The sequence below is a fragment of the Burkholderia sp. M6-3 genome, from assembly GCF_050858985.1.
In the GTDB taxonomy this organism is placed as follows: Bacteria; Pseudomonadota; Gammaproteobacteria; order Burkholderiales; family Burkholderiaceae; genus Paraburkholderia; species Paraburkholderia caledonica.
This window is the reverse complement of the sequence record NZ_CP110090.1, coordinates 2,273,262-2,289,247: the sequence shown is the minus strand read 5'-3', so window position 1 is coordinate 2,289,247 and position 15,986 is coordinate 2,273,262. Positions and strand designations below refer to the sequence as shown.

The window sequence follows — 15,986 nt, the reverse complement described above, 5'->3', positions numbered from 1 at the left end:
GCGCTAGACAAGCTCGGGTGCGACACGCACCACATCGTTGACATGCGTTCCGATGCACGCGCCCGGCACGCCATACACGTGCAACGACACCGCGGGGGCATCGCTGCAATTGCCCAGCCGATGAATGTTGCCCCGGCCGCTGCGCACAAAAGAAATCGCGCCGCGCGGGCGCGCCTGCGAGCGCGTCGCGATGGCGAAGTCCTCCGAGCCGTTCCATTCGAAAACAGTTTCGTTCAACGTGCCGTCGAGCACCGCATATCCACACCACGTGTGATGCGCATGCACTGGACTCGCCTGATGCGGCAGCCAGACGAGTGCGGCAATTGCGTAGCGGCCCTGCGGATCGGCGGCGAGCATATGCCGCCGGTAGTTATCCAGCGATGCCTCGCGCTGCCCGGGCGTCAGCAACGCGGGGTCGGCCGCGGCTTGCGCGAGCGCGATTCGCATGCTGCGCGCGAAGAACGCGGAATGCGAAGACTCCGCAGAAGTTGCGCAGGCTTCGAATATCGCGTCGAGTGCGTTGCACAGTCGTGCGAGAGGCTCGTGATGCCCGGCGTGCCGCGAAGCATGTAGCCCGTGAGGCTGCGCGAACTGATCGGGGAGGCGGGCGAGGGAACGGAGGTCGTGGTCCAAGTTCGTTGAGCGGCATGGCTTGCCGACGTTTTTCAGGTTGGAACATTTATACCGTTTTGCCCGGAGAAAGAGTTTCCATATAATTCCCCGTGCAGTTTGAAAAGTAGAATAATTTCCTAAAGGGGCGAGACGGTGGGAATGGATATCATCGACCGGAAGTTGCTGGAACTGTTGCAGGAAGACGCGACCATGCCGATTGCCGAACTGGCACAGCGCGTGAATCTGTCGCAAACGCCTTGCTGGAAGCGGCTGCAGCGTCTGAAGGAGACCGGCGTGATTCGCGCGCAGGTGGCGCTGTGCGATGCGCGAAAGCTCGGGGTCGGCACGACAGTTTTCGTCGCCGTGCGCACGAATCAGCACACGCAGGCGTGGGCGCAAAGCTTCACCCAGGCGGTGCAGGACATTCCCGAGGTCGTCGAGGTGTACCGGATGAGCGGCGAGACGGACTACCTGCTGCGCGTGGTGGTCTCGGATATCGACGACTACGACCGCGTGTACAAGCAGTTGATCGCGGCGGTGCCGCTGTACGACGTGAGTTCGAGTTTCGCGATGGAGCAGATCAAATATTCGACGGCGCTGCCGGTGCGGCCCGCCGCAGTCGTGTAAGGCGAGCTTCGGGCGAAGCGCGCGTTCTCCGCGTACGGGCCGTGGCGGCCCCCTCAGTCATTCCGCGCTGCCGGCTGCAAGGCGAGTGCAAGGTGGGTCGGCGTAGAATGCCGCCTTCTCCGCTATCTTCCGCGATTCGCCTCGCGGTCCGAGCCGTCTCATGAACAAACCGCCGCGCAAAAAAAATCCGACGTTGGGCATCGCCGTATTCATCGTGGTCGCGGTGCTGCTGGTGATTGCCACGCTGTTCTACAACGCGATCAAGGAAAAGCGCGAGTTCGACAGCAGCAATGCGCCGGCGGTATCTATTTCATCGGGCGCGGCTGCAGCGACGGCGACGAGCGCGGCGGCCACCGCAATGAAGCCTGCGAGCGGGACGGCACAGTGAGGTTAGGGCGCTCAGCGTGTCTGAGCGCCGATCTGGCTATGGCGGCAAGTCGCGCGAGACGGAAAGCCACGGTTTGCGTCTCGTAGGAATCGCCGAAGTCACGCAGGAGCCAATGCCGGAGCCATGCCAAACCCGGGCGAACCTCGGTTGAACTTCAGTCCGCCACGTCACTCATCGGGCAGGCGAATCACACTTGCATCCTTGCGAATCAGTGCCGCCGCTGCCAGCATCTGCTTGCATTGATGCACGAGCAGCTTCATGTCGTGCACTGCTTCCGCCGAATATTCCTTCGATTTCTCCGCTTCGACCACCATCGTGTCGAGTTCGCGGGTGAGTTGCCTGATCTGCTCGCCCTGATCCGGGGGCGGCGCAGTGCCGGCCTCGGCTTCGGTGAGATTGTCACGCACGAGGCTCAACGCCCGTTGCAGCGGCTGTAGCGATACGCTATCGGCCTGTTGCGTTGACGTGCGCAGCAGCGGTGCGGCCGCTGTGATCTGCGAAGCGAGCACATGGCTGCGCACGAGCAGGTCGTTCAGTTCGGGAACGAACTTTTGCGCCGATTTCGGTTCGAGCATCATGCGCTGGAACGCCTGCCCCAGATTCGCAAATGCCACGTGCACATTCTTGCGCGCGAGTCGATAACGGTAATCGCGATCGAGTGCGGTTGCGGCAGCCGCGGCCGCTGGCGACGCGCCTGCAACGGGCTTTGTCGCGGCATTGCCGAGCGCGGAAACGCCCGAGCCGGCCAGTCCGTTTGCTCCCTTACCCGTGTTTGCGGGAGTGCTGGTGCCCGCCGGTTCTCCGGCCTGCAAACTGGCTTGACCGGCGCCTTCCAGTACCTGGCCGGCAACTGCCAGCACGGGCTTGCCGAATTCGATGGCGGGATCGGCCATTGCCGCGGCCGGCGCCCGCGCGCCGGCTTCTGTCACCGTGGCGACCGAGGCGGCGGCCGGCTTGCCGCTCCACCACCAGCTTGCTTCTAGAAACTGGCGCGTGGCGCCGATCATGTTGTTGACCAGCTTGCCCATCAGGCGATATTCCCAGTACGGGAACAGGTGGCTCGCGGCAATCGCAATCGCGCAGCCCACCACGGTGTCAATCGCGCGTTCACCGATGATCCGCATGCTGCCCGGCGCGAGCAGGTGGAACATCAGCAGCACATAAGACGAAGTGAACACCACGCTCGCCGTGTAGTTGAAGAGCAGCAGGCTATAGCTCATCACCATCGACGCGAACATCACCACCAGCAGAATGTGCGGCTCCTTCACGAAGATCATGAGCGCGATGCTCGCCGTGCAGCCGATCAACGTCCCTACGATCCGCTGCCCGTTGCGCTGTTTGGTCAGCGAGTAGCCCGGCTTCAGAATGATGACGGTGGTCATCACGATCCAGTAAGCGTTGGTGAGCGGCAGCAGGCGGCCGAGCCAGAAGCCGACCGCCACCGCGATCGTCACACGCAGTGCGTGACGAAAGCTCGGCGAGGCCATGGTCAGGTTGGAGAAGATCTGGCCGAACGGTACGCGGCGGCTCGACACGAAACGGTTCAGCGCCTGGTCGAGGCGCAGCTCCGTCTCCGTCGTGCTCGGATCGCTCGACAGACTCCTGCGCATCTTGTCGATCAGACGCGTGGCGCTCCAGACACGGCGGAACGTGGACGACACCGCTGAATACGCCTCGGGGTTCTTCGCCGGGAGTTCCTGCTTGCGCATCAGTTCAATCTCGAACTCGATCGCGCGCAGCTCCGCCTTCACGTTGACGCGCGCCCTTGGCGCATGGTTTTGCAGCACAGCGAGTCCTATCTCTTCGAGATCGCTCGCGGCCTTGCAAATCAGGTCGCGGTAGAACACCAGCAGGTCGGTGCCGCCGAAGGTATTGCGCACGAGCGGATAGTCCGTATGCGCGCCGACGAACAACTCGTGCAGGTCCACCGTATTGATGAACAGATTGAACAGCATGGCCCGGCGCGGTTCGAGCTTGCCGCTCTTTAACTTCGGCAGATTGCGCAGCACGATGTCGCGTGCCGCGTCCTGCCGCTCCACCGCGGCAATCTGCTTGTCGACGAGATTTCGATAACACTCGTCCAGGTCGTTGTCGAGGTCGTAGAACGCGGCACGCGCGAGCAGATAATCGGCGCAGGCAAAGACGCTCTCCGCCAGCGCCTGCTGTTCGATGCGATGCATCATCCAGCGGCTAACGGCAGTCGACCAGTACGTGTACCAGAGACCGCCAAGGAGAATCCACGACGCGTTGACGAGCGCCTGCATCGGCGTGAAATGCTCTTCCAGCGTCATGATCATCATGAACAGCGTGGCAAAGCTGATCTGCGGCCAGCGGTTGCCGTATACCACGATCAACGACAGCACGAACGTGAGCGGCACCACCGTGCACCACAGCGCCACCGGGTTCACGGTGGCAAGACCGGTGGCAAGCGCGGAGAGAAAACCGATTACCGAGCACGCCAGCATTTCGTTGTGCTTGTACTTCAGCGGGCCCGGCATATCGACGACACAGGCGCCGAGCGCGCCGGTTGCAATCGTGAAGCCCAGCTCGCGGTTGTGGAACACGATCAGGCACAGCATCGCCGGCAGGGACACGCCGACCGCGATGCGCAGGCCGCCATAAAAGTACTGGCTATAAAGGAATTTTTTTATTTCAACCGAATAGCGCATCGACTGCCTGATTCCATTCACTGACAAGAAGCGGTTGAAGGCACGAGCCCGGGGACAGCCCCAAAACTGCCGACGAGTCTAACTGATTTTGCACCTCATCTGACCTCCTCCATTCGGCCAGGTTCTGCGCGGCGGGCGGCTTTGTTATGCTGTCGCTTCAATGTCTGCCGCGGTTCGCGCGCTTGTCGCGAATGCGGCAACGCCACACCGCCTTGTCCGGGATCCATGCTCCAGCTCTTCTACTCGAACCGCTACGAAACGCTTGTCGGCGCGCTGCTCGATGACCTCGCGCAAGCGCCTTCCGACGCCTGGACCGCGCAGCCGGTGATCGTCCCGAGCGCCGCTGTGCGGCGCAGGCTCGAGCTCGATATCGCCGCGCGCCAGGGCGTCTGCGCGAACGTCAGCTTCGGCTACCTCGCGCAATGGTTGTGGGCGCAAATCGGTGGCGTGATCGAGGTGCCGCGCCATTCGCCGTTCGCGCCGGACAGGCTCGTGTGGCGCTGTTATCGTCTGCTGGGCGATGCGCATGAGTCCCTGCCGTGGAACGCGTCACCGCGTCTTCGCACCTATCTCGATGCCGCGGATCCGTCGATGCGCTACGAACTGGCGCGGCGTGTCGCAACCGTGCTCGATCACTATCTGACCTATCGTCCGGAATGGCTGCTGCAATGGCAGAAGGGCGGCTCCATCTTCGCGGGCAGCGGGGCGGACGACACAGGCCCGCGCCTCGTCGGCGCGAGCGATGCGGAGCGCGAGGACGAACGCTGGCAAGCCGCATTGTGGCGCGCTGTGCTGACTGAACTTGCCGGCAACGAGCAAACGCCCGACGCCGCATTGCCGCCCGCATACCGTTTTCTCGATGAGATCGGTACGCTCGACCTGGACGCCATTTCAAAAGCGAATTGGCCGGAAGCGGTGAGCGTTTTCGCGCTGCCCACCATGCCGCCGCTGCACGTCGCATTGCTGCGTGCGCTGTCGCGTTGGGTCGACGTACGTCTCTACGTCATGAACCCGTGCCGCGAATTCTGGTTCGACGTAGTGAGCGAAGGCCGCGTTCAGGCACTCGACGCGGCAGGTCAGCTCGACTATCAGGAAGTCGGTCATCCGCTGCTTGCGGAGTGGGGGCGTCAGACTCAGGCGCAGTTGCATATGCTGCACGAGCTCACCGAAAGCGCGGCTTCCGGCGAGGCGGGCGAGTTCTCTGAAAATCCGGAGCCGACCTGGCTCGCCGCCGTGCAAAACGGCATTCTCGATCTGCGCCCGGAGAACGAAGCCGACGAGTTGCCGTACGAGCGCGGCATTGAAGTTCACGTGTGCCACAGCCTGTCGCGGCAGCTCGAAGTGCTGCACGACCGTCTGCTCGGCTGGTTCGACGAATTCGACGATCTGCAACCGTCCGACGTGCTCGTCGCGGTATCCGATCTGGCCGCTGCCGGTCCGTTGATCGACGCGGTGTTCGGCACTACACCCAGTGGCGATACGCGCCGCATTCCATATCGGATTACCGGCTTACCGCCTTCGCAGGCCAATCCCGTCGCGCGCCTCTTGCTCGACTGGCTGGCTTTGCCGGAGCGCAGCGTCGGCGCACCGGACCTGATCGAATGGCTGCGCGTCGACGCGGTCGCCGTGCGTTACGGCATCGACGCGAGCTCACTCGAAGACGCGCAGGAGTGGCTCGCGGCGGCCGGCGCGCGGCGCGGCCTATCGCCAGCGGAGCCGAGCGGCGAACACGTGCCGGTCGCGCGACACACCTTCGCGGATGCGCTGACCCGTCTGTATCTCGGCTATGCGATGCCGGAGGGTGGGGAGCCGGTCGACGCTTGGCTGCCTGTCGAGGGCGCCGACGGTTCAGACGCGGACTTGCTCGGCCGCCTGTCGCGTTTCGTCGACGACATAGACAGCTTCGCTGTGCGCTGCGCGACGGAACAGACTCCGGCCGAATGGACGCAATTGCTGCTCGAAACGCTTGCGCAGTGTTTCGACGGCGGCGTCGAATTCGCGGAGTCGCTCGCCGCCGTGCGCGACGCGATCGACAAGATGAGCGATGCGATGCAGGCGGGCGCGCATAAGGTCGCGATGCCCGCGGCAGTCGTGCGGGTCGCGCTCACTGAAGCACTCGACGACCCCGCGCGCGGCGGCGTGCCTTGGGGCAGCGTGACGTTTTCGTCGCTGACGAGCTTGCGCGGCTTGCCGTACCGCGTGGTCTGTCTGCTCGGCATGGACGACGGCGTGTTGCCGAGCCTCGCCCGTGCGGACGAATTCGATCTGATGGCCGCGTTCGGCAAAGCCGGCGACCGGCAGCGCCGCGACGACGAGCGCAATCTCTTTCTCGATCTGCTGCTCGCCGCGCGCAGCCGGCTCTTCATCGCTTATACCGGCCGCAGCATCCGCGACAATGCGCCGTTGCCGCCGGCCGCGCTCGTCGACGAACTGCTCGACCACCTCGCGCAGGTGTCAACGGGCGAGGCTGCGAGTCCCGCGCAGCTTGAGGAAGCGCGCCGCGCGTTCATCGTCGATCACCCGTTGCAGGCGTTTGCGTCGGAGTACTTCACCGCGCAGCCCGATCTGTTTACCTACGACGCCGATCGCGCGGAGCTCGCCACTTTGCTCGCGGCGCCGCAGCAGCGAGGCGCCGCACCATTTTTCGATCAACCGTTGCCCGCTGAAGATGCCGCGCCCGTCGGATTCGACGAGTTCGTGCGCTTCTGGCGTCATCCGGCGCGCGCGCTGCTGCGTGACCGCCTCGGCATTGTGTTGTCGGACGCCCAAGGCGAATTGCTCGACACCGAGCCGTTCGAACTCGATTACACAGGACGCGATGCATTGGCCGGGCGCCTGTTGCCCGTGCTGCTCGACGCTGACATAGAAGACGACGATCTCATATTCGACCGAGTTCGCCGCGTGGCCGAGGCGAGTCCCGAGTTGCCCGGCGGCGCGACCGGCGCCGTGTGGCGCGCGCGAGAACTGGGCGCGTTGCGCCAGCTCGCCGACAGTGTGCGCCGCGAGGTGGCATCGGGCGTCGAACGCTTGCCGTTCGTGCTCGACATCGCGCCGCGTTGGCCGGATAACGCGGACATTGCGGGCGAGCTGTTCGGCGTTCATGACGCGGAGCTTCGCGAGGCCGCGCTGACGCCGCTGCAACTGCACGGCACGTTGAATCTGCTGACTGAAACCGGACAAGTGATTTTTCGCTACGCCAAACCTACTGCACGCGACTATCTTTCTGCATGGCTCGCACATCTCGCCTATTGCGCGGCGCTGCCCGACGGTCCGCGTCGCACGGTCTGGCACGGCAGCGGTGAGAGCTTCGAGCTCGCGCCCGTTGCTGCCCCGCTCGACGAACTCGCGCCGCTTGCCGCGCTGTTCAGGTCGGGGCGCAGGCTGCCGCTGCGTTTCTTCCCGAAGAGCGCGTGGGCGAAGGTGAGCGAAAGCGATTCGGCGGCGCAGGGCGTATGGATCAACGACCGCGTGCGCGGCGAGTCCGACGACCCCGCGTTGCGCATCGCCCTGCGAGGTACGCCGCTTACGCTCGACGAACCGTTTGGCAGCCTCGCGTCAATCGTTTTCAAGCCGTTGCTGCAGCATCTGCGGAGCGTGTCATGAGCGGCGCGCTGCATCGTCATGCGCTAGCCGCTGAAGAGCTCGATGTATTTGCGTGTTCGCTCGACGGCGTTAATCAGATAGAGGCGTCGGCAGGTACGGGCAAGACGTGGAACATCTGCGCGCTCTACGTGAGATTGCTGCTCGAGAAGAATCTGAACGCTGACCAGATTCTCGTCGTGACCTTTACGAAGGCTGCGACCGCCGAACTGCACGAGCGCATTCGCGGGCGCCTCGCCGAGTTGCACCGCGCGATTGAAGTGGACGACGACGGCGGCGATCCGTTCATTCGCCGTCTTTTCGAAACGACGCTCGCGCCGGAGCGTGGCATTGACCGTGAAGCGGCATTGAAGGTGGTGCGTCGAGCGCTGCGCACATTCGACCAGGCGGCGATCCACACGATCCACGCGTTTTGCCAACGGGCGTTGCAGGAAGCGCCGTTCGCCGCCGCAATGCCGTTCGCGTTCGAAATGGAAGCAGACGACGCCGCTTTGCGCTTCGAATTGGCGGCCGATTTCTGGCGCGAGCAGGTTGAGCCCGTCGCGCATGCGCATCCGGCGTTCGCGGCCTGGCTAGTGGCGAAGCGAGCCGGCCCGGCGTCGCTCGACGAACAACTCGCGCGACGCCTCAAAAAGCCGTTGGCGCAACTGCGCTGGGGCGTGATAGACGCCGAGGCGAGCGCCGATCCGCGAGCCGGCTTCGACGCTGCATGCGAACTGTGGCATGCGGAGCGCGATGCGATCATGGCGCTGCTCGAACAGGCGCAAGACCGTTTGAGCAAGACCACGCACAAGCCAGATCATGTGAGTGCCGCGATCGCCGCCTGGACCGAGTACTTCGCTCAGGGCGATTGCCATTCGCCGCCGCCGCGGGCTGCGCTTAAATTGACGGCGTCCGCGTTGAAGAAAGCCACCAAGGTCAAGTTCGAACCGCCGGAGCATGCGTTCTTCGAGCATGCGGAAGCGCTGGCGGCAGCTGTGGTTGCAGCCGAAGCGGCGCATCGCGCGCGCTGGCTCGCGTTGATGCAGACGTGGCTCGACTATGCGCCGGCCGAACTGGTGGCGCGCAAGCGCACGCGCCGCGTCGTTTCGTTCGACGATCTGCTGTCCAATCTCTACCGCGCGCTCGCATCACATCCGTGGCTCGCCGATGCGCTGCGAGCACGTTATCCCGCTGCGTTGATCGACGAGTTCCAGGACACCGATCCGCTGCAGTTCGCCATCTTCAGCCGCATTTTTGCGCCGGCAGGTCCGCTCTTTCTGGTCGGCGATCCAAAGCAGGCCATCTACAGTTTTCGCGCGGCGGATTTGCATACTTATCTGGCGGCGCGCGCGTCGGCTTCGGCGCGCTACACGCTTGCCGTCAACCAGCGCTCGACGGCGCCGATCGTCGAAGCTTGCAATCGGGTCTTCGAGGCAAACCCACAGGCGTTCGTGCTCGAGGGGCTCGACTATCAGCCGGTGCGAGCCGGCGAACGGCGCAGGCCGCCGTTGTCGGACCCGGACGCCGATGCTGGCGATTTTCGCGTCTGGACGTTGCCGCAAGGCGAGGGCGCATTGACCAAGCGCCAGGCTCAGCGCGAGGCGAGTGAAGCGTGCGCGGCTGAAATTGTGCGGCTCCTGCGCGGTGCTCGCGAGGGCACCGTCAAGATCGGCGACGCACCCCTCGCGCCCGGCAACATTGCGGTGCTCGTGCAGACGCACAAGCAGGGCAGTCTGATCAAACGCGTGCTGGCGGCGTGGGGCGTCGGCAGTGTGGAACTCGCGCAGGCCTCGGTGTTCGCAACGCTCGACGCAGAGCAGATCGAGCGCGTTCTCGCAGCCGTCGATACGCCTGGCGACCTGCGCCGTTTGCGCGCCGCGCTCGCCACCGATTGGCTCGGGCTGGACGCCGCGGCGCTATGGCGCCTGGAACAGGTCGCCGACGCACCCGCTGTCGCCGACGATCCCGCGCACGCGGCAGACGCAATGGGCTGGGTCGAACGTTTTTCGCGCTATCGCACGCTCTGGCATGAGCGCGGCTTTGCCGTCATGTGGCGCACCCTGATGCGCGAACTGCGCGTCGCGCAACGGCTCGTCGCGGCGCCGGAGGGCGAGCGGCGTCTTACCAACGTCAATCACCTTGCCGAACTCGTGCAGGCAAGGGCGGCCTCGCAGCCGGGCATTGCGCCGACGTTGCGCTGGCTCGCCGCGCAGCGTACCCAGGGCGGCGGCGAGGAGGCGCAACTGCGGCTGGAGTCGGACCGCAATCTCGTGCAGATCGTTACCGTGCACAAGTCGAAGGGGCTGGAATATGCGGTCGTGTTCTGTCCGTTCCTGAACGACGGCGGCTTGCGCGAGCCGCCGTCGTCGGGCTTACCGGACGCACGCGAGTATCACGATGCCAGCGGCGACGCGGTGCTGCACTACGGTCGTGACGACGACGAGGCCGAACGCGCGACCCGTCATGCGGCGCGCGAGCAGGCGGCCGAACGGGCGCGGCTCGTCTACGTTGCGCTGACTCGCGCCGTGTACCGCTGTTATCTCGTCGCGGGCACGTACCTGTCGTCGCGCTCCACGAAAGAGTCGCGACGCAGCGTGCTGAACTGGCTGGTGGCGGGCGGTGGCTACGAGTTCGACGGCTGGCTCGCCGAGCCGCCCGACGAGGCCGCGTTGTCCGCGCGCTGGCAAGCGCTGGCGGGTGGTCCGATCGCACTGCAACCGTTGCCGAAGGTCGAGCGCCGCACGCCGCTCGAAAGCATGCAGGAAAGCAGCGCTGACAAGCGCGCGCGCAGCAATCGCCGACCCTTGCGCGATCAGTGGCGCATGGCGAGCTTCAGCGGTCTGATCGTGGCCGGCAGCAAGGCCGAAGACGCGCAACCGCCTGTGGAAGAAGTGCGGCCCGATCACGATGAAATCGCCGACGCGCCCGTCGCCACGCCGGTCACGGTGTCCGAGCTGGCGCTGGAGGCGCAGTCCCTCGCCGCCGACGACATTCTCGCGTTTCCGCGCGGAGCCGCGGCGGGCGAGTGTCTGCACCGCATGTTCGAACTCGCGGATTTCAGCGATCCGCAAAGCTGGCCGGATGCGATCCGCGGAGCGTTGCACGAGCGTCCCGCGCCGGCGTCGCCAGAGCTGGCTCCCCGTTTGCCGGCGATGATGCACAAACTTCTCGCAGACGTCGTCAGCACCGAACTCGTGCCCGGCATGACGCTGGCGCGACTCGATCCGCGGCGGCGCCTGAACGAACTCGAATTCCTATTCGCGGCGCCGTCACTCGACTTCGCCGCGCTGCGCGAATTGCTGGTCGCACACGGCTATCCGGACGTCGCGCTGGAGCCTGGCGTGCTGCGAGGTTTCGTCAAAGGATTCATCGACATGATCGTCGAGCACGACGGGCGGTTCTGGATTGTCGACTGGAAATCCAACCATCTCGGCGATACCGAGCAGGATTACGCTGCCGCGCCGGTCGAAGCGGCGATGGCGAGCCATGCCTATCATCTGCAGGCGCTGCTTTATACAGTCGCGCTGCATCGTTATCTGAAGACTCGCGTGCGCGATTATTCGTACGAGACGCATATCGGCGGGTATCTGTATCTGTTCGTGCGCGGCGTTCGTCCGCATTGGCGCAACGCGGGAGCGCAAGCCGGTGTGCATGTGAGACGGCCTGCGTTCGAACTGGTGGCGCTGCTCGACGCGGCGATGATCCGAGGTGCTGCATGAGCACGTTCAATCAGACCGTATCGGCGCCGCTTCAGCTCGACGATCTCGGCGTCAATCTGCCCGCACCGGCGGATTTCAGCATTGCGCTAGCGGAAGGTTTCGCCCGGCGCATCGGTGTCCTGGCGCGACGCGGCGGGGCGTCGACAGAAGCCGTCAGATGGGCGGCGCGCGCCGCGTTCGCGGCGAGCCGCGCGACCGCGGAAGGGCACGTGTGCGTACCGCTGGCCGCGCTTGCGCGTCGGTTCGAGGCGTCGACCGCCGAAGTGCGGATGGCCTTGTTTGCGAGCGGCATGGCGAGCGACGGGTCGCAAGCGGCAGCCGCACTGCGGCCGCTGGTGATCGACGCACAAGGGCGGTTGTACCTCGCGCGTTACTACGAGTACGAGCGGCGTCTCGCGCGGGCGCTGGTCGCGCATGCGGGTGCGCCGATACGTGCGAGTGTGTTGGAGGGCGGATGGGGCGTTGGCGGCGCGGGCGAACGGTCGGCTGAGCATGCCGCCGGAACGTCGCCAGCAAGCGTTCGCGGCCGAGCCGACGGGGAAAAGGGCACGGCCTTCGGTAGTGAGGCCGCAGTCGGTACGAGCGCGAACGCCGACACCACCCAAACCCTCCATCAACGGCTCGTGCGCTACTTCGGCCCCCCGAAAGACGATGAAGTCGACTGGCAGCGCGTGGCCGCTGTCATGGCATTGTCGGGGCGGCTCACCATCGTTAGCGGCGGTCCCGGCACAGGCAAGACCACAACGGTGGTCGGCGTGCTCGCGTGCCTGCTCGACGCGCGCGCCGATTTGCGAATCGCGCTCGCGGCGCCAACCGGCAAGGCGGCGCAACGCATGCAGGAAGCGCTGCTTGCGCGTGCCGGGGATTTGCCGCCTGAACTCGCCGCCCGTTTGCCGCAAACTTCATACACGTTGCATCGTCTGCTCGGCTCAGGACCGGGCGGGCGCTTCCGGCATCATCGCGATAATCCTCTGCCTTATGACGTGGTCGTGATCGATGAAGCATCCATGATCGACGTCGCGATGGCAGCCCATCTGCTCGACGCCGTTGCACCGCACACGCGGCTCGTGATGCTCGGCGATAAAGATCAGCTCGCGGCGGTAGAGGCCGGTGCTGTGTTCGCCGAGCTGAGCGCGCGGCCCGCGTTCAGCGCGCAGGGCGTGAAGCGAATCGCCGGTGCGCTCGGCATCGGCGAGGGGCGACTCGCGCAGGCACTGCCGCGACTGGCCGAAGACGTCGTCGAACGGCCGGAGCGCTTTCGGCAAACCGATCGTTCGGCGGATCACGCGTCGGATCTTTTCGATGCACCACCCGACGACCTGTTCGCCGCGCCCGGCAACGTCGCCAGCAACTCAGCCAGCAACGTCGCCGACCGGCGCCACGCAGATCCGTACGGCGCCGATGCATCAGCCGCCAGTGCGCGATTCGGAACGGCGGTTCACGAGTCGCAAAGCCCACTGGCGGATTGCGTCGTCTGGCTCGAGCGCAATTATCGATTCGGGCTCGAGTCGCCGATTGGCCGTTTGTCGCTGGCGATTCGCAATGGCGCGGCAAGCGCGGCGCTCGACGTGCTGCTCGACGACGCCACCCAACGTGCCGCGTCGCTTTACGAAGACGCGCACGTGGCGCTGGCCGAACGCACTGTCGAGCGCCTCGCGGCCGGTTTCGCGCCTTATGCGAATGCGCTTGCCGCAGCGCTCGCCGCGGAAACTCCGGACCCGCTGCCGCTATTCGACGCGTTGAATCGCTTCAGGGTTTTATGCGCGACCCGCTTGGGCCCGCGCGGCGTCGATCAGGTAAACGCGCTAATGGCCGCGCAGGTGCGGCGCTCGGCCGGCGTGACGCTTGCGGTCGGTGCGCAGTGGTTCGCCGGGCGGCCGGTGATGGTGACACGCAACGACTACGCGCTGGGGCTCTTCAATGGCGACATCGGGATTGCGCTACCCGGCGCGGGCGGCGCGCTGCGCGTCTATTTCCGGACTGCGGACGGCGGTCTGCGCGCGGTGTCGCCGGCCGCGCTGCCGCCGCACGACACCGCGTTCGCGCTGACCGTGCACAAGTCGCAAGGCTCGGAGTTCGAGCATGCGGTGTTGATGCTGCCGTCCACGTTCAGCAGGGTGTTGTCCCGCGAGCTGGTTTATACGGCGATCACCCGCGCTCGCGAGCGCGTCGAAGTGATCGGTGCTAGCGCGGTGCTAGCTCAGGCCATCGCCACGCCCACACAGCGAGACTCCGGTCTTGCCGCGAGAATCGAGGAGGCGTCGCGCGGCCGTTAGCCGATGCATCGCGATACCGCCGGCGAGCGCTGCATCGCCAACCAGGCGCGAGGCATGCGTCTATGCGTTCGCGCTGCGTCGTTCGGGCCGCGCCGGCCGATGCTGCAGATCCGCGGCACCGGCCTAATCGCGCGCGCCACAGCGCAAAGGTTGCGCCACTCCCGCCATCTACATTTGAGTGTTTTCTTCAATCTAGCGTCATGACATCCCGCTATTTCATTCCGCCGAACGAGATCGAACTGACCGCAGTGCGTGCGCAAGGAGCGGGCGGTCAGAACGTCAACAAGGTGTCGAGCGCGATCCAGCTGCGCTTCGACGTGCGCGCTTCGTCGTTGCCCGAAGTGCTCAAGATGCGCCTGCTTGCGTTGTCCGATCGCCGCATCACGCGTGAGGGCGTGGTGGTCATCAAGGCACAGGAGCACCGGACTCAGGAACTGAATCGCGCGGCGGCGCTCGCGCGGCTCGATGAACTCGTGGAAAGCGTCAGCGTGACGCGCAAGCCGCGCGTTGCGACGCGGCCGACACGCGCATCGAATGTACGGCGTCTCGAGAGCAAGCTAAGGCGCAGCGAGATCAAATCGGGCCGCAGCCGCGTGGACGACTAACGAGGCCGTCCGCCCGCGCGCAACCCTATTGCGGGACCGGCCGGCATCGTCGGCACGAAGTCGACGCACAGGACGTGTGTCTTGCCGTCGCGATCGAAGGCGAGCGCCGCGGTATAGCAGTCTTCGCCGTCCGCAAGCGAGTAGTGCGGACCCATCATCGCGACGCGTCCGCGTGCGGCCAGCGCGTGCTTGAGATAGGCGCGCCGCGACCAGTTGCTGCAGGCGCTGCTCGCGATCGGTGCGAGCCGCTGGGGCGGCGGCGGCACGAAGGCGGCGGTGACGGATGCCTGGGTCTGCTGACCGTGCTCGTCGGTGATGAACACCCGGCGCGCTTCACCAAGGTGCCACACGTTATGCGCGGCCTGCTGCAAGTCGCCCGTCGTCCGGTAAGCCTCGGCGGCGGCCATGACCGCTTCGGCGAAACCTTCGAAGCCGAGTTGCTTGTGACGGGCATGCGCGCGCTCGTACTCCGCGAACTTGCCCCACATCGATTCGATCTGCGCCGGCACTCTCGCAATGGCCGCCTCGACCGAACCATTGGGTTGGCCGAGCCAGAAACCCTGGACGAAATCGACGTCGGCCTGCATCAGGATCATCAGTTCCTCGTCTGTTTCGACGCCTTCGGCGAGCACCAGCGTGCCGGACTGATGCAGCATCGCAATCAGATGGCCGATCATTGAGTCGTCGCCTTCGCGCTTGCCGGCGCGCGCAACGAGCGAGCGGTCGAGCTTGACGATGTCCGGCCGGAAGCGCCACACGCGGTCGAAGTTCGAGAAGCCGGTGCCGAAGTCGTCGATCGCAATCAGAAAGTCGCGAGGCTGCGAGGCGGCCAGCATGCTGGCGACGGCGGACTCGTCGTCGGCGGGCTGCTCGAGCACCTCGATCACGATACGTTCCTGCGGCAGGCCGAAGTGCGCGGACAACTCGTCGATGAAAGTGCGCTGCGGCCAGCCGGTCTCGAACACTTGGGGGCGCGTATTGAGGAACAGCCATCCGCTACTGATGCCTTGCTCCATGAAATTGGCGACGTGAAGGCAACGCGCGATGCGGTCGAGTTCGCGCGCGTCGGCCGCCGAGCGGGTGCCCGAAAAGAGAACCTCGGGCGAAACGGGCAGGCCGACCGGATCGAACGCGCGCAGCAGTGCCTCGTAGCCGACCACGCACTGATGCGTGACCGACAGCACAGGCTGAAACACGCTATGCAGCGTGAGCGCGCGCCACGTTGCGGTCCAGCCCGATTCGTCCCGGACCAGATGAGGAAGCAGGCCGCTCAGACTGACGTCGCTGACGGATGGCATAAAGACGGGCGAGAGAGCGGACATGGTGGCATCGCGGCAATCGGGTGACGGGGTGCGCACGCAGACTCGGCGCACAGCGGATGCGCAACGTAATACTCAACGCGGACGCCCGCACCGCGCAGTGGGACGAACCCTGGAACGCTGAGAGCAGTGCCAGCCATGCGGAACTCCGCGGAGTGGTCAAAATGAGTCTAGCAGCTTGCAAATTGC

The 15,986-nt window shown here is 65.3% G+C and carries 9 protein-coding genes; 6 read left to right on the top strand and 3 right to left on the bottom strand.

Translation table 11 applies throughout. The features are described from left to right. Positions 1 to 3: 3 nt before the first annotated feature. Positions 4 to 633 carry a cysteine dioxygenase family protein gene (locus tag OH764_RS09865; protein ID WP_498846649.1) on the bottom strand — a complete coding sequence of 210 codons (630 nt, stop codon included), beginning with the start codon at positions 631 to 633 and terminating at the stop codon, positions 4 to 6. Between the two features lie 138 nt (positions 634 to 771). Between OH764_RS09865 and OH764_RS09860 the strand changes: the two genes are divergently transcribed. Together OH764_RS09860 and OH764_RS09855 are read left to right on the top strand one after the other, a co-directional pair. Beyond that, positions 772 to 1,239, top strand: a complete 468-nt coding sequence (locus tag OH764_RS09860; RefSeq protein ID WP_020070096.1) for an Lrp/AsnC family transcriptional regulator — start codon at positions 772 to 774, stop codon at positions 1,237 to 1,239. 160 nt (positions 1,240 to 1,399) lie between these two features. Then, positions 1,400 to 1,627 carry a hypothetical protein gene (locus OH764_RS09855; protein ID WP_020070097.1) on the top strand — a complete coding sequence of 76 codons (228 nt, stop codon included), beginning with the start codon at positions 1,400 to 1,402 and terminating at the stop codon, positions 1,625 to 1,627. 167 nt (positions 1,628 to 1,794) lie between these two features. Here OH764_RS09855 and OH764_RS09850 read toward each other — a convergent pair whose 3' ends face one another. Beyond that, entirely contained in the window at positions 1,795 to 4,296 is a 2,502-nt protein-coding gene (locus OH764_RS09850) for an FUSC family protein (RefSeq protein WP_498846648.1), read from the bottom strand. Between the two features lie 225 nt (positions 4,297 to 4,521). Here OH764_RS09850 and recC point away from each other — a divergent pair, with 225 nt between their 5' ends. The 4 genes from recC (at position 4,522) to arfB (ending at position 14,478) form a co-directional block, all read left to right on the top strand. Then, entirely contained in the window at positions 4,522 to 7,899 is a 3,378-nt protein-coding gene (gene recC, locus OH764_RS09845; RefSeq protein ID WP_498846647.1) for an exodeoxyribonuclease V subunit gamma, read from the top strand. Beyond that, the gene (gene recB, locus OH764_RS09840; RefSeq protein WP_498846646.1) at positions 7,896 to 11,597 is read left to right on the top strand and encodes an exodeoxyribonuclease V subunit beta; all 3,702 of its coding nucleotides are present in this window, start codon (positions 7,896 to 7,898) and stop codon (positions 11,595 to 11,597) included. Before recC ends, recB begins: the two co-directional genes overlap by 4 nt. Beyond that, positions 11,594 to 13,873 carry an exodeoxyribonuclease V subunit alpha family protein gene (locus OH764_RS09835; RefSeq protein ID WP_498846645.1) on the top strand — a complete coding sequence of 760 codons (2,280 nt, stop codon included), beginning with the start codon at positions 11,594 to 11,596 and terminating at the stop codon, positions 13,871 to 13,873. The genes recB and OH764_RS09835 overlap by 4 nt, the downstream gene beginning before the upstream one ends. A 200-nt stretch (positions 13,874 to 14,073) precedes the next feature. Next, positions 14,074 to 14,478, top strand: coding sequence for an alternative ribosome rescue aminoacyl-tRNA hydrolase ArfB (gene arfB, locus OH764_RS09830; protein WP_020070103.1), 405 nt, complete (start codon positions 14,074 to 14,076; stop codon positions 14,476 to 14,478). Here arfB and OH764_RS09825 read toward each other — a convergent pair. After that, complete coding sequence (locus OH764_RS09825; protein WP_020070104.1) at positions 14,475 to 15,800, bottom strand: EAL domain-containing protein; 1,326 nt, start codon at positions 15,798 to 15,800, stop codon at positions 14,475 to 14,477. The genes arfB and OH764_RS09825 overlap by 4 nt on opposite strands. Positions 15,801 to 15,986: the final 186 nt, after the last annotated feature.